Origin of the sequence: Bradyrhizobium sp. AUGA SZCCT0158, assembly GCF_018130065.1 — a bacterium.
Taxonomy (GTDB): domain Bacteria; phylum Pseudomonadota; class Alphaproteobacteria; order Rhizobiales; family Xanthobacteraceae; genus Bradyrhizobium.
In genome coordinates this window covers 33,048-45,978 of the sequence record NZ_JAFCME010000025.1, presented here as the reverse complement: position 1 = coordinate 45,978, position 12,931 = coordinate 33,048, and the positions used below count along the sequence as shown (strand labels likewise).

Genomic DNA, 12,931 nt, shown 5'->3' with positions numbered 1-12,931 from the left:
AGGGTCAGATGAAGACCTACCAGCATTTCATTGGCGGCGAGTACGCGAATCCTGTCGGTGGTGAGTGGTTCGAGTCGATCGACCCCTACCGCGGCGCGCCTTGGGCGAAGATCCCTCGCGGCAACAAGGCCGATGTCGACAAGGCGGTAAAGCCGCCAACGACGCGATGTGGCGCGGCCCCTGGTCGACGATGACGGCGTCCGCACGCGGAAAGGCGATGCGGAAGCTTGGCGACCTCGTGGCTGAAAATGCCGAACGCCTCGCGGAGATCGAGGTGCGTGACAACGGCAAGCTCTTGGCGGAGATGCTTGGCCAGCTTCGGTACCATCCGGAATGGTGGTGCTATTTCGGCGGACTCGTCGACAAGCTCGAAGGCGGCCTTGTGCCGATCGATAAGCCGGACACCTTCGCCTACACGACGCGCGAGCCGGTCGGTGTCGTCGCGGCGCTGACGGCCTGGAATTCGCCGCTTCTCTTTGTCGCCTGGAAGTGCGCCGCGGCCCTTGCCGCGGGCTGTGCCGTCATCGTCAAGCCGTCGGAGTTCACGTCCGCCAGCACGCTGGAATTCGCCGCGCTCACGAAGGAGGCCGGCATTCCAGATGGTATCTTCAACGTGGTGACGGGCTTTGGCCCCGAGGTCGGAACGGAGCTGATCTCACATCCTGGCGTCGCCAAGATTACCTTCACCGGTTCGGACGCGACCGGCGCGAAGGTGTACGAGACCGCTGCGCGCAGCTTGAAGCGAGTTTCGCTCGAACTCGGCGGGAAATCACCCAACATTGTCTTCGAGGATGCCGATCTGACCGCCGCTGCCTCGGGCGCGGTCTCCGGCATTTTTGCGGCGACAGGGCAGACCTGTATTGCGGGATCGCGCCTCCTTGTTCAGAATTCGATCAAGGACAAGTTCGTGGAGCGTTTGCTGGAGCTCGCAAGGTCCGCCAAGATCGGCGATCCGATGCAATCGGATACCAATATTGGTCCCATCACCACCCCAGCCCAATACAAGAAGGTGCTCGATTACATTGACGTAGCGAAAGCGGAGGGTGCCCGCTGTCTGCTCGGCGGAAAGCCCGCCTCGGGCGCCGGCATCAAGGGCGGCCAGTTCGTTGAACCGACCATCTTCACCGACGTCGACAATTCCATGCGGATTGCGCGGGAGGAAGTGTTCGGGCCGGTGCTCTCGATCATCGGCTTCGACACTGAGGAAGACGCGATCCGCATTGCGAACGACACGATCTACGGTCTTGCCGCCGGCATATGGACTCAGGATCTGGGACGCGCGGTGCGGGTACCAAAGCTTCTGCGTGCCGGCACCGTTTGGGTGAATACTTACCGGGCGATCAGTTACATGATGCCGTTCGGCGGGATGAAGTATTCGGGTCTCGGCCGCGAGAGTGGCATTCACGCGGTGGGAGAATATCTGGAAACCAAGAGCGTTTGGATATCGACGGCAAAGGGCGCGCCAGCCAATCCATTTGTCATGCGTTGAACGAGGCGCGGTCTACGGCCACGATTGTGTGACGGGCTCGCCAAAACAAAAACGCCGCCCGGAATTGGGCGGCGTTTTGATTCGATAGTGCAGAGGTCGTTGGAAAACACCTTACACGCAATTCCCAAGATTTTCAATTCCGATAACCCGGGCGAATGTCGGCGTGACCCCTCACTCCAGCGGATAGGGCCCGTCGTGGAAGACGCGGTCGTGATAGCCCTTGCTGCCGACCTGCCGCGCGAGCGGGCTGCGGATGTCGTCACCGGTTTGCAGCCGCGCCAGCAGGGTGTGGAAATCATGGCGCGGTTGCCAGCCGAGTTCAGCGCGCGCTTTGGCGTTGACGTAAACCCGGTCGATGCCGGACGCCATCGTCCAGCCGCGCCGTGCATATGCCGCCTCAAAGCCGGGCACGTAACGGCGCAGCACAAGCGGCAAATCGCTGCGCAAGTCCGCGGTATCATTGCGCGAGAACGGCGTCGTGGCGCTGATGATGTATTTCGCGAAACCTGCTGATGGCGCGTGGCTGAGGGCCAGCAGATGCGCGCTGACCACGTCCTCGAGATCGACGCGGCGATGGAGAAATTCGTTGGCCTTGAGGTTGGCGTCGGCATAGCCCTCGCGGACGGAGCGGTTGTCGTCTTCCTCGGGAAAGAAACGCGAGGTGCGCAGGACGATGGCGCCAAGTGAATGGTTGCGGGCAAACAGCTGGCACAGGTCCTCGGCGGCCGCCTTGGTGACGCCGTAGATGTTTTTCGGCACCGGGATGACGTCTTCCGTCACCCAGGCCGCGGGCTCGCCCGGTGGCGGCACCAGCGCGTCACCGAACACGCTCGTGGTGCTGGTATAGACGAACGCCGTGACGCCCGCAGCCGTGGCTTCCTCAAGCAGATTGAGCGTGCCTGTGATGTTGACGTCGACAAAGTCCTGACGGCTGTGGGTCGCCACATGCGGCTTGTGCAGCGTCGCTGCGTGCAGCACGGCCGTGACGCCCTTCATGCATTGTCGCACAACGCCGCGGTCCGTGATCGAGCCCACGAGCTGCGTGAACGCGCCGGGAAGAACGTCGATGCCGAGGACTTCACGCCGCTCAGCCTGCAGGGTACGGACCAGTGCCTCGCCGAGATGTCCGGAACTGCCGGTCACCAGAATAGTCACTTCGCCAGGCCTTTCGCACTGTTCACCCGCGTGCGGGCGTCAGGTCCGGTAGCTCGGGTCGATGCGATCGAGCTTGCGCAGCAGCGGCGGCCACACCAGGTTGGTCGAGCGCATTTCCGCACGGTCGGGATTGCTGAACAATGCGGCGTTCTTGTCGACCACGGCCGCTTCGACCGGGTAGGCGGTCGGCCCGAGCATGCGGGTGCGCACCTGCATCGTGCAGGCCCGCTCCAGATGGTACATGCGCTCGAACGCGGAGGCGACCGAGCGGCCGACGGTGAGCGTGCCGTGATTGCGCAGCAGCATGTGGTTCTTGTTGCCGAGCTCCTTTTGCAGCCGCGGGCGCTCGTCATGGTCCAGCGCAATGCCTTCGTAGTCGTGATAGGCGAGGTCATGGGTGACCAGTTGCGCGGTCTGGTTCATCGGCAGCAGCCCTTCCATGCAGCTCGCCACCGCCGTGCCGTCGGGCGTGTGCAGATGCAGCACGCAGCCGGCGTCCTCGCGCACCTCATGGATCGCCGAATGGATGGTGAAGCCGGCCGGGTTGATGCTGTAGTCGCTCTGGGTGAGCTGGTGGCCGTTGAGGTCGACCTTCACAAGGCTGGAAGCTGTGATCTCGTCGAACATCAGGCCGTAAGGATTGATCAGGAAGTGATGCTCCGGACCGGGTACCCGCGCGGAAATGTGGGTGTCGACGAGATCGTCCCAGCCATACAGTGCGACCAGGCGATAGGCGGCGGCGAGATCGACGCGCTGGTTCCACTCGGCATCGGTCATCCCGGACGGTACTTCCTTGGGGCGAGCTTCGGCTGGCGACATGACCGGTTTCTCCCGTGTGTTGCTGATTTGTTGCGCAAGCTAGCCCTGCGCCCGCACCACAGCAAGGCGCGGCCAGGGCTGGCTGTTATGCCTTTGTGCGCTTGATAAGGGCTACGGCGCCGGAATGGCCAGCAGGGAGGAAATGGCGCGGCCGCGGATGTCGTAGACGCGCGCGAACACGACGTCGTCGCGCTTGATTTCCACCATCACCGGTGCGGTGAGACCCTTGCAATAGAATTCGCCCAGCGTCATCGCGAAGTCGGCGGCGTTGCTGTCCCAGCCGATGGTGAAATCCGGACCGAGCGCGACCTGCGCCGGACGTTGCGGGCCGCACACCGCAACCTTCCACTTGCGCCCGCTCGGCGCGACTTCCTGCCGCTCGACCAGTTCCTCGCGCAGGCCGTCGGAAGCCTGCTTCAGCGCCAGGCCCCAATAATCCAGCATGAAGAAATTGTCGGCGGAGCGGACAGTGCCGGCGATGTGGTTGAAGTGGGTGTATTCGTAAGGATGCAGGCGGATCATTTCGCTGAGCGGCAGCAACAGCCCGAATGCGAACGCCGCAAGGGCTGCGGGTTGCCAGCTGCGGCGGTTTTCCTTCAGCCAGGTCATGCCCCGGCCGAAGGCGACGCCGGCCAGCACCGCCATTGGCGGGATCACGAACACGAAATGCCGGATGCCGTTGTAGAGCGCGGGCCGCTTCACCATCGCGATCACCAGCGGCAGCGTCGCCGCCATCGTGAGGATCAGCATAATGGTCTTGCGGCGGGCCGGCACGTCGGTGCGCGACAGAGACATGAAGGTGCCGATGATGCCGGCGAACAACAGCGCCAGCAGTACTTCGGGGAGCTGCAGCGCGAACAGCGTCGGCAGATACGACCACGGCATGTCCGGCACCGATACCAGGGCGCCGTCGAACATTTCCTTCCAGGGCTTTTCGAAGAAATGCGAGAAATAGGTCAGAGCCTTGAAAGGATGGTCCGGCTCCATGATTGCCCACGGCCACACCAGGCCCATCAGCAGGTAGCCGAACACGAGGCCCGGCAGCAGCACGTAGACCACATGACCAAAGCGATGCACGGCTTCGCGCAGCCCCTGCGTGCGATATTCCTCGATCAACAAGGGAATGAAACCGACGACGGCATAGACCAACGCCAGGCCGCCGAGGATCCGGCAACCGATCGCAAGGCCGGCACCCAGGCCGACGATCAGGATGGTTCGCGGCGAAGGCTGCGGATATTCCTCGGCGAGGCGGACCAGACCCAGGATCAGGATCACCATCGAGACCGCGAATGGTGCGTCCTTCGGGTTCATGAACATGTGGCCATAGAAAGTCGGGCACAGCGCCAGCAGCAACAGCGTCGCGAGCCCGGCCAGCGGACCGCCGACCCGCCGCGCCAGCCGCCACGTCACGGCAAGTCCGATGACACCGACGACGGCGCCGAGCAGGCGGCGTGTTTCGAACAGTTCGAGCGGGATGATCTTGTGCAGCAGTGCCGCCGCCATGTCGAAGCCGCCGCCATACATGTAGAGATTGGCGAACGACAGCGCGCCGATATCCTTGAAACCGGAACCGTACATGCGCAGCAACAGCTCGGCATATTCGGCGTGGGTGTAATCGTCCCAGCCCAGTCCGTAATCACGGAAGGTCAAACCTGCGACCAGGGTGACAGCGGCCAGCACGACCATGGCTAGGTCGTCCCAAGTCCGCTCCATCGAGCGCCGCTCGGGCGTATCGACGGCAGATGTCGTGATGGCTGACATGGCTATTGGCTAACCCGGTGTCCCCTTTGGCCCAGCGTTTGCGCTTTTGAGCCTCTTTTCCCCGGCATCCATATAGCGCAGTTCCATTTTCAAGTAATCGGGAATTGTGGTCTAATTCCCTGATGCAATGCAACAAATTGGCGGTAATTAGTAGGCAGTAGATTTACGGGAGGCGTCTGAATGGCAGCTGAATGCCGCGATCGGCGCCTGAATTTTGCAGAGGGAAGGTTTCCGCCGCCGGGATTTTTGAGGAACCGTTTTTTGAGGAACTCTGTGCAGAATTGCTGGTTGGCGGTGCGCACATTATGACGGTATCGTGGCATAGGCGGTTTGCGAGCATTTCGGGCGCAGCCGGGGGGTTAGTTCGATGATGGTTGGCATGTTGGTCGCGGGTACCGGCCTTGTTTTGGCGGGCCTGCTGGCGATTGGCTACGGGATCACGATCAACGAATTCAGCACCGGCAACACGCTGATCCTCTCCGGCGTGACCGGGTTTTGCACGGGCGCGATCATGCTCGGGCTCTGGGTGGCGGTGCGGGAACTGAGGAACATCGGGCGGCAGCTCGGTGCGAGCGTATCCCAGCCGCGCGGCGAGGCCACGGTACGGCCGGTGCTTCCACCGGGTATGTCACCGGAGGCTGGTTCAGGCGACGGCCTTCCGTTCAAGCTGGAGACCGCCGAGAGTGCCGGCAGCGAGCCCGCCGCACCTGCTGCCGCCTCGCCGTCTCCGCCGCCATGGCAGGGTGAGGTCGCCACGCGCGAGCGCCCGCGTGGCGATCTGCCGCCGGAATCCGAGCCCGCCGAGGCTGCGCCGAAGCCAAAGCGCAATCTGTTGTTTTCGTCGACGTCGCGAAAGGAGCGCGAGCGCGCGCAGGCAAGGACCAGCGAGCCGCTGCCGCCGGATCTGTTGTCGCCGGACCTTCGCCCCAATCCGCCAGCCGCGCCGCCGCCGCCAGTTCCCGCCGAAGCGCAACCGCCATCGTTCGATGATGCCTGGCCGAAACCGGAGCGATCGCGGCCTGGTGAGACCCCGCCGCGTCGCGCGGGCCGGACACCCCCCGCATTTGACGAACCAAACGGCGTCCCGCCGCGCAATGACCAACAGCCGGCCGTAACGGTGCTGAAATCGGGCGTCGTCGACGGCATGGCCTATTCGCTCTATTCGGACGGATCAATCGAGGCCCAGATGCCCGAGGGCATGATGCGCTTTGCTTCCATCGACGAGCTGCGCACGCACCTCGATCAGCGGCCCTGAAGCGCCAATACTTGGCCGGCAAGCCGGCGTGAAAATAAAACGCCGTTGTTCTTGTCAGATTCCGGGTAATTCGGTCATATTCGCAAGTCGTAATAAATTCCCTTTGCGTATAGGCGCGGCCGGATACTTTCAGCACCCTACGCGCTCGCGCGTTCGCGATCCCAGGATCGCGATTGCGATTCCCAGGAAGGTTGAGCCATGACCGATTCCGCCGGCAAGACGCCCGTCGAACTGACCGCCAATATCGTATCGGCCTATCTCAGCAACAATCCGACGCAGGCTTCTGAAATCCCGAGCCTGATCAGCCAGGTTCACGCCGCCCTGCTGCGGGTATCGACCGGCCGGATCGAGACGCCGCTCGAACCGGCAAAGCCGGCCGTGTCCGTCAAGAAATCGATGACCCCGGAGTATCTGATCTGTCTCGAGGACGGCAAACGCTTCAAGTCGCTGAAGCGCCATCTGCGCACGCAATACAACATGACGCCGGAGCAATATCGCGACAAATGGGGCCTTCCGCCCGACTATCCGATGGTCGCGCCGAATTATGCGGTGGCCCGTTCGCAGCTCGCCAAGAAAATGGGCCTCGGCCAGCAGGCGCGGAAGCGGAAATAGCAAAGCGTTTTCGAGCGAAGTGGATACCGGGTCGCGTTAAGAAAACGCGTCAGGAAGCCGTGGCAAGCGCCTCGCGCGCATCGGAGCGGATGCGCTCGACCATCGAGCGCAGACCGTTGGAGCGCTGCGGCGTCAGATGCTCGCGAAATCCGAGTTCGTCGAACAGGGCAATCGCATCCGTCGACAGGATCTGTTGCGGCGTGTGCCCGGAATAGAGCGTCAGCAGGATAGCGATCAGGCCGCGCACGATGTGGGCGTCGCTGTCGCCGAGGTAATTCAGGCGCGGTTCGCTGTTGCCGCTGCGGTCGAGCTGCTTCGAGAGCCAGACCTGGCTGGCGCAGCCGTTGACCTTGTTGGCCGCTGAATGCTCGGCGTCCGGCATCGGCGCCAGTGTGCGGCCGAGTTCGATGACGTACCGGTAGCGGTCGTCCCACTCGTCCAGCAGCTCAAAATTTTCCCTGATCTCGTCGATCGTCATCGTGGCCCGTGTTCCATGCTCCCACCGTCTATATAGGATGCGGGTGGAGCGAAAGCGACGAAAATGGAACCGGTTCCGGGCCTATTTTTCCGCCATTTAATCCTTCAATGCATAGACGTCGTGCCGCGCCACTCGGTTACGAGATCGTCTTGCGTGAGCGTGTCGCCCCGCGCGGTGGCCGCCGGCGTGGCTTCGTCGTCGCCCGCGCCGTCGATCGAGCCGGTGTGATCGGGGGCTTTCTTGTCGGGTTTATCGGACTTGTCGGGCTTGTCGGGCTTGTCGGTGATGATCTGATACAGCTTGCGCGCGCCGTCCTGAGCGCGCTGGCCGATCACGGTCGCGGCCTGGCCGCCGACTTCACAGGCCGTGGGCTGGCGCTTGCAGAACTGCCCCATGTCGGAGACGGCCGCGGTCGCAGCCGACACGGCTTCGGAGGCGCCGATCTGCGGCAGCTTGTCCGATTCAGGCGTCTTTTCTCTGGGCAGCAGCACGAGCACCAGTCCGAGCCAGAACACCATGCGAAGCAGAAAGAACATCTCGCGACCCCGGTCGTTTCTTTTGGTCTTGTTGCGGTTATGTCCGCAGGTTTGCTCCTGACTATCAGCCGTCGATAAATCGCAAGTGTTTGCATTGAAGTAAATTCGCCGAAAATTCGCTGAAAATTCCAATGATTTGATTCGACGTAAATTTTCGATTGATATTCGCGAACAAAAAAAGTGGGCGTGCCGGGGCCGTCCACCATTTCGAAACCATAGATTGATCGCGCCGGAAACCTGTCGTTCACCATCCGCGTCGAATGAGCGTTCCGTAACGGGTTAAAGCTCCGCGAATGCACGGTGTTTGCCACCCGGCCACCGTGCCTTAGCGTTCGCTTAAGTTCGCTCTGACACGGTGGGCCAAAGATAAGGGGGCGTTCCGGCGCGTCTGCAAGCCAACAGACGAACAAGCCGAAGCGCAAAAGCCGTGAGTGTTTTGAGTATCATCCGCGATTGTCTCGATGCGCTGCTGCATCCGTCCGCACGATATGATGCGCTGACGCGCGCGCGCCATCGTGCCTTCATGGCGCCGCGGCTGCTCGGCAGCCTCGCCGCCTTTGCGGCATTCCCGGTCTACCTGGCGATGCGCGGTGCGCCCACGGCTATCGAGGTTGCGGCTTTTGCCTGGCTGATCGCACCCATCCTGCTGTCATGGTTCTTGTCGCGCACCGGTCGTTACGACGGCGCACATATTCTGTCGTCGCTGGCGCTGGCCGGTCTCGTCATGATGGTCGCCGCGAACACCGGAGGCATTGAGTCCTTTGCCGCGGTCGGGCTGGTCGTGGTGCCGCTTGAGGCCGCGCTCTCGGCCTCGCGCCGCGTCGTCGCGTTTGCTTCGGCGCTGGCGTTGTCCTGCGCCGCGCTCTTGATCGCCCTCGGGCATTTCGACCTGTTGCCGGTGCTGGAGCCGAACGCGGCGTTGCGTAGCCTGCTGATGGCGGTTGGAATCGCGGCGGCGACGCTCTATGCCGTCGGTCTCGCCTTTGGCTCGGAATCGCTGGCGCGTACCAGCGTCGCACTGCTCAGTGTCGAGGAAGACCGCTACCGCCTGCTGGCGCTTAACATGAGCGACGTGATTTCACGCCACAGCCGCAACGGCGCGGTGCAGTTCATCTCGCCCGCCGCGGAAACCATGCTGGGCACTTCAGTCACGCGGCTTGCAGGTCACGGCCTGTTCGACCGCGTCCATGTGGCCGATCGTCCGGCCTATCTGACCGCATTGTCGGACGCCGCGCGTGGCGGCGAGGCGCGCAGCGTCGAGTTCCGGCTGCGGCGCGATGTCGTCCGCGGCCAGAGCAACTCCGATTTCATCTGGGTCGAGATGCGCTGCCGGCCGCTCGAGCATGCCTCGCCCGAGGCCGAAGTCGTCGCCGTGATGCGCGACGTCACCGACCGCAAGGTGCAGGAGCAGGCGCTGGAGTTGGCGCGTACCGCCGCCGAACGGGCGGATGCATCCAAGACGCGTTTCCTCGCCACCATGAGCCATGAACTGCGCACGCCGCTCAACGCCATCATCGGGTTCTCCGAGATGATCGTTCAGGAAGATCTGCTGATGATCGACGCGGCGCGGCGCAAGGAATACGCGCAACTGATCAACGATTCCGGGCAGCATCTGCTGTCGGTCGTCAACGGCATTCTCGACATGTCGAAGATGGAGTCCGGCAATTTCGAGATTTCGCCGGAGCCATTTGCGCCGCGTGCCGCATTGCTGCATTGCTGCAACCTGCTGGCCCTGAAAGCGCGCGACAACGGCGTCGATCTCGTCACCCGTGCGCCGGAAGATCTGCCCATGATGACGGGAGACCCACGCGCCTTCAAACAGATCGTGCTGAACCTGGTCGCCAACGCCGTCAAATTCACCGAGCGCGGCGGCCATGTCACCGTCTCGGCTGCGGTCGAGGGCTCGCGCCTGATGCTTCGCGTGACCGATACCGGGGTCGGCATCGCACCCGACGATCTCAAGCGGATCGGCGATCCGTTCTTCCAGGCCGGCAAGACCTATCAGCGCAAGCACGAAGGCACCGGCCTCGGGCTGTCGATCGTGAAGGGCCTGGTCGGATTGCACCATGGCGAGGTGAATGTTCAGAGCAAGGTCGATGAGGGAACCACGGTAACCGTGGTCTTGCCGCTTGCCTTCATGCCGTCGGCGGTGGAATTGAGTTCGCCTTCGAGCCCTTCGAGCCAAGCACCTTCGAGCAATGTAGCGACGCTGAAGCCGGCGCTGCGATCAGGATTACAAGACCAAGCCCATCAGGTGAAGAAAAGTGCCTAAGCGAACGATCGAGGACGACGAGATGCCGCGCCGCCGCCGCGGCGCGAAAGCGGTTGCAGTCGACGCGGAAGAAGAGCGTGGATTTGTGATGCGCATGCTCTTGCGCAGTCCGAAGGACATGCTGGCCGGCGCGCTGGCCGTTGCCGCCATCGGCGCCATCCTCACCAACGCGTTGTTTCTGCAGGCCGGTCGTCATCCGTCGCCGATGTTCGGTTCGGTCGTGAAACTGCCGGCGCCGGCGCCGGTGGCTGCGAACCCGCTGCCCCGTCCGCGCCCGGTAGAACTGGTGCGTTCCGCTGAGCCCCCGGAACCGAAACCCGTCGAGAGCAGAAACGCCGATCCCAAAACCACCGACCCCAAGAGCGCTGACCCCAAAAACACTGACCCCATGACCAATCTGGTGGTCAGGTCGACCGGTTCGGCTCCCGCCGCCGCAGCTTCCAGCACTGCTACTCCGGTGGCCAAACCGAACGGGTCCGTGCCGGCCGCGACGTCCCATGTCGCGAGGCCCCCGGCGCCGGTTCCGGCTTCCGCGCAGTCCGCGGGCGCGCGCCGCGTGGCGTCGGTGCAGCGCGCGCTGACCGAATACGGCTACGGCCAGTTGAAGCCGACCGGCGCCGTCGGTTCGGACACGCAGGCGGCGATCACGAAATTCGAGCGCGACCGCAAACTGCCGGTGACCGGACAGATGTCCGACCGCCTGGTGAAGGAGCTCACCGCGATGACCGGCCGTCCGATCGAGTAGGGACGGGCCTTACGACCCACCCAGCAGGATCTCGGTGACCTCGTCGGAGAATTGTTTTCTCCGCCCGTCGATCAAAATCCATTCCGAGCCGTCCTGATCCGGCTTCGCGCGCGGCATGCCATGGTCGAGCAGGGCGCGCGCACAGCCTGACCAGTCGCCGCCTTCGACCGGCTCGTTGCAAGACGCCCAGGAAAGCGAGCCGCAGGCATTGTCGCCAAAGCCATGTTGCTCGGTCCAGCTGGCCCCATGTTCGAGCAGGAACCGGGTCAATCCAGCATCGCCGCGAAACACCGCAAGATTGAGCGCGGACGCATTCCAGTCGCCGCCGCGCACCGCGATCGGCCAGCCAAGCCTGACCATCAGCCTTACCCCCACATCGTTGCCCTCGGCGGCAAGATCGGGCAGCAGCCGCAACTGCGAGGCCGGAAGCGTTTCGGGAAGGTCGGGCCGCCTGGCGCGGATGCGCCGGGCCTCGGCCTCATCGCCGCAGGCGCAGGCCGCAATGAATGCTTCCTCCTCCGGAATGGGCTCGTCCGCAGCGCTCGCGGCCAAGAGATCGGCGACCTCGCGAAGGCCAAACTGCAAGGCGAGCCGGTAGGCGCTGACGCCATCAGGCGTCGCTGCCAACGGGTTTGCGCCTGCTTCCAGCAGCGTCTCGATACACCGGCGGGATCGCCGCCGCCGGATCGCCCACAGCAGTGGCGATCCCCAATCGGTCAAGGGTGAATTGCGCGCCGGCTCATTCGGATCGCCGCCGTTCTGGAGCAGAAGTTGAAGTGCGACGACATTGTCGAAGTCGAGCGCATGGTAGATCACGTTACTGCCCGCGACACGCGCGCCACGCTCCAGCAGCAGGCGGGTACAAACAAACGTCTCCAGCGAGTGATAGAGGGACTCGCCGTCGTTTGGATCGGCGCCGGCGTCGAGCAGCAGTTTCGTGAGTTCGGGGTCATGGTTGGTTCCGGCGGCGCCGTAAAGCGCCGACAACGGATTGCCGTCGTCAGGTTCGCTGACCGATGCCGGCGGCCAACGATTGCCGATACGCTGATTGGGATCGGCGCCTGCGCCCAGCAGCAAACGGGCACAGCGATGCAGACGCGCGCGGAATTCCGGAACGGACAACAGGCTGGAATGCGTAACGGCGACAAGTGGAGGCAGTTTCAGTGGTCCACCCGGGCGATTGACCCATGCTGCATCCTGCTGCGTAGCCTGTCGCAACGCGTCTTCCGCGCCGATCGCACATGCCAGATAGGGGTTTCCGGCGGCGAGGTCGGGGCTTTCGGCCAGCATCCTCATGGCAACGCGCGGATTGGCGCGATTTGCCGTGCCATTGATGTCGCCGGCATAAATCAGTTGGAGCCAGCGCAGGACACGTTCGTCGCGCTCGCTGCCGATGGCCGATTGCGCTTCGAGATAGCGTCTCAGGTCCTGCCAGGAAGCGAAGCCGTAGTCGCGCGCCACACACGATTGAGCGTCATGGAGCCGGAGATTCAAGGATGCGATCTGGTCGTCGCTGTGCCCTGCGGCTGCCGGAAGGGCGCGGCGAAAGCGGGCAAAAGCGTCGCCATCACGCTGCCGGTAGAGACGGAGCAAATCCTTGGCTTGCTTCTTGAGATGGTCGAGATTTAGTCGATCAGGCGATCGTTCCATTGGAAACCTCCGTGCATGGATCGCCGATGGTCCGCAATACCGGCTGCTGCACAAAGGCTCTAGGTGCTGCTTGGAAGCTGCAAGTGGGTTCGACCCTTCCCGCGGACCCGGGCGCGGCTTGCACCGCAGTTTTGAGAATATGGTTGGTCCGCGCGACGG

Annotated in this window: 10 protein-coding genes and 1 pseudogene; 5 read left to right on the top strand and 6 right to left on the bottom strand. The window is 63.3% G+C overall.

From position 1 onward, the window contains the following. The first annotated feature begins 8 nt into the window (after positions 1 to 8). Positions 9 to 1,489: pseudogene (locus tag JQ574_RS27980) on the top strand (aldehyde dehydrogenase). A 171-nt stretch (positions 1,490 to 1,660) separates the two neighbouring features. Here the strand turns inward: JQ574_RS27980 and JQ574_RS27975 are convergent. From JQ574_RS27975 to JQ574_RS27965, 3 genes are all read right to left on the bottom strand, one after another. Continuing rightward, the gene (locus tag JQ574_RS27975; protein WP_212205366.1) at positions 1,661 to 2,644 is read right to left on the bottom strand and encodes an NAD(P)-dependent oxidoreductase; all 984 of its coding nucleotides are present in this window, start codon (positions 2,642 to 2,644) and stop codon (positions 1,661 to 1,663) included. 39 nt (positions 2,645 to 2,683) lie between these two features. Next, entirely contained in the window at positions 2,684 to 3,463 is a 780-nt protein-coding gene (locus JQ574_RS27970) for a class II aldolase/adducin family protein (protein ID WP_212205368.1), read from the bottom strand. 111 nt (positions 3,464 to 3,574) lie between these two features. Then, positions 3,575 to 5,224 (bottom strand): glycosyltransferase family 39 protein, encoded by a 1,650-nt coding sequence (locus JQ574_RS27965; protein WP_212205370.1) that lies wholly within the window; start codon positions 5,222 to 5,224, stop codon positions 3,575 to 3,577. 379 nt (positions 5,225 to 5,603) lie between these two features. Between JQ574_RS27965 and JQ574_RS27960 the strand changes: the two genes are divergently transcribed. Both JQ574_RS27960 and JQ574_RS27955 read left to right on the top strand, forming a co-directional pair. Beyond that, a complete protein-coding gene (locus JQ574_RS27960; RefSeq protein WP_312014676.1) occupies positions 5,604 to 6,479 on the top strand; it encodes a DUF308 domain-containing protein in 876 nt (291 codons plus the stop codon). A gap of 198 nt (positions 6,480 to 6,677) precedes the next feature. Continuing rightward, positions 6,678 to 7,091 carry a MucR family transcriptional regulator gene (locus tag JQ574_RS27955; protein WP_192737430.1) on the top strand — a complete coding sequence of 138 codons (414 nt, stop codon included), beginning with the start codon at positions 6,678 to 6,680 and terminating at the stop codon, positions 7,089 to 7,091. A gap of 49 nt (positions 7,092 to 7,140) precedes the next feature. Here JQ574_RS27955 and JQ574_RS27950 read toward each other — a convergent pair whose 3' ends face one another. Beyond that, positions 7,141 to 7,569 (bottom strand): SufE family protein, encoded by a 429-nt coding sequence (locus JQ574_RS27950; protein ID WP_212205381.1) that lies wholly within the window; start codon positions 7,567 to 7,569, stop codon positions 7,141 to 7,143. Between the two features lie 104 nt (positions 7,570 to 7,673). Next, on the bottom strand, positions 7,674 to 8,105 hold the full coding sequence (locus JQ574_RS27945; protein WP_212205383.1) for a DUF5330 domain-containing protein: 432 nt from the start codon (positions 8,103 to 8,105) through the stop codon (positions 7,674 to 7,676). A 427-nt stretch (positions 8,106 to 8,532) separates the two neighbouring features. On the opposite strand from JQ574_RS27945, the gene JQ574_RS27940 reads away from it, so the two are divergent. Both JQ574_RS27940 and JQ574_RS27935 read left to right on the top strand, forming a co-directional pair. Continuing rightward, a complete protein-coding gene (locus JQ574_RS27940; RefSeq protein ID WP_212205385.1) occupies positions 8,533 to 10,377 on the top strand; it encodes a PAS domain-containing sensor histidine kinase in 1,845 nt (614 codons plus the stop codon). Further along, positions 10,370 to 11,122 carry a peptidoglycan-binding domain-containing protein gene (locus JQ574_RS27935; RefSeq protein WP_212205387.1) on the top strand — a complete coding sequence of 251 codons (753 nt, stop codon included), beginning with the start codon at positions 10,370 to 10,372 and terminating at the stop codon, positions 11,120 to 11,122. Before JQ574_RS27940 ends, JQ574_RS27935 begins: the two co-directional genes overlap by 8 nt. 9 nt (positions 11,123 to 11,131) lie before the next feature. Here the strand turns inward: JQ574_RS27935 and JQ574_RS27930 are convergent, their stop codons facing one another. Continuing rightward, entirely contained in the window at positions 11,132 to 12,772 is a 1,641-nt protein-coding gene (locus tag JQ574_RS27930; protein WP_212205389.1) for a hypothetical protein, read from the bottom strand. Positions 12,773 to 12,931: the final 159 nt, after the last annotated feature.

Bases quoted from the DNA above. Each gene is read 5' to 3' on its own strand.
- JQ574_RS27930 (WP_212205389.1), bottom strand. From the start codon at position 12,772: ATGGAACGATCGCCTGATCGACTAAATCTCGACCATCTCAAGAAGCAA.
- JQ574_RS27950 (WP_212205381.1), bottom strand. From the start codon at position 7,569: ATGACGATCGACGAGATCAGGGAAAATTTTGAGCTGCTGGACGAGTGG.
- JQ574_RS27960 (WP_312014676.1), top strand. From the start codon at position 5,604: ATGTTGGTCGCGGGTACCGGCCTTGTTTTGGCGGGCCTGCTGGCGATT.
- JQ574_RS27965 (WP_212205370.1), bottom strand. From the start codon at position 5,224: ATGTCAGCCATCACGACATCTGCCGTCGATACGCCCGAGCGGCGCTCG.
- JQ574_RS27970 (WP_212205368.1), bottom strand. From the start codon at position 3,463: ATGTCGCCAGCCGAAGCTCGCCCCAAGGAAGTACCGTCCGGGATGACC.
- JQ574_RS27955 (WP_192737430.1), top strand. From the start codon at position 6,678: ATGACCGATTCCGCCGGCAAGACGCCCGTCGAACTGACCGCCAATATC.
- JQ574_RS27945 (WP_212205383.1), bottom strand. From the start codon at position 8,105: ATGTTCTTTCTGCTTCGCATGGTGTTCTGGCTCGGACTGGTGCTCGTG.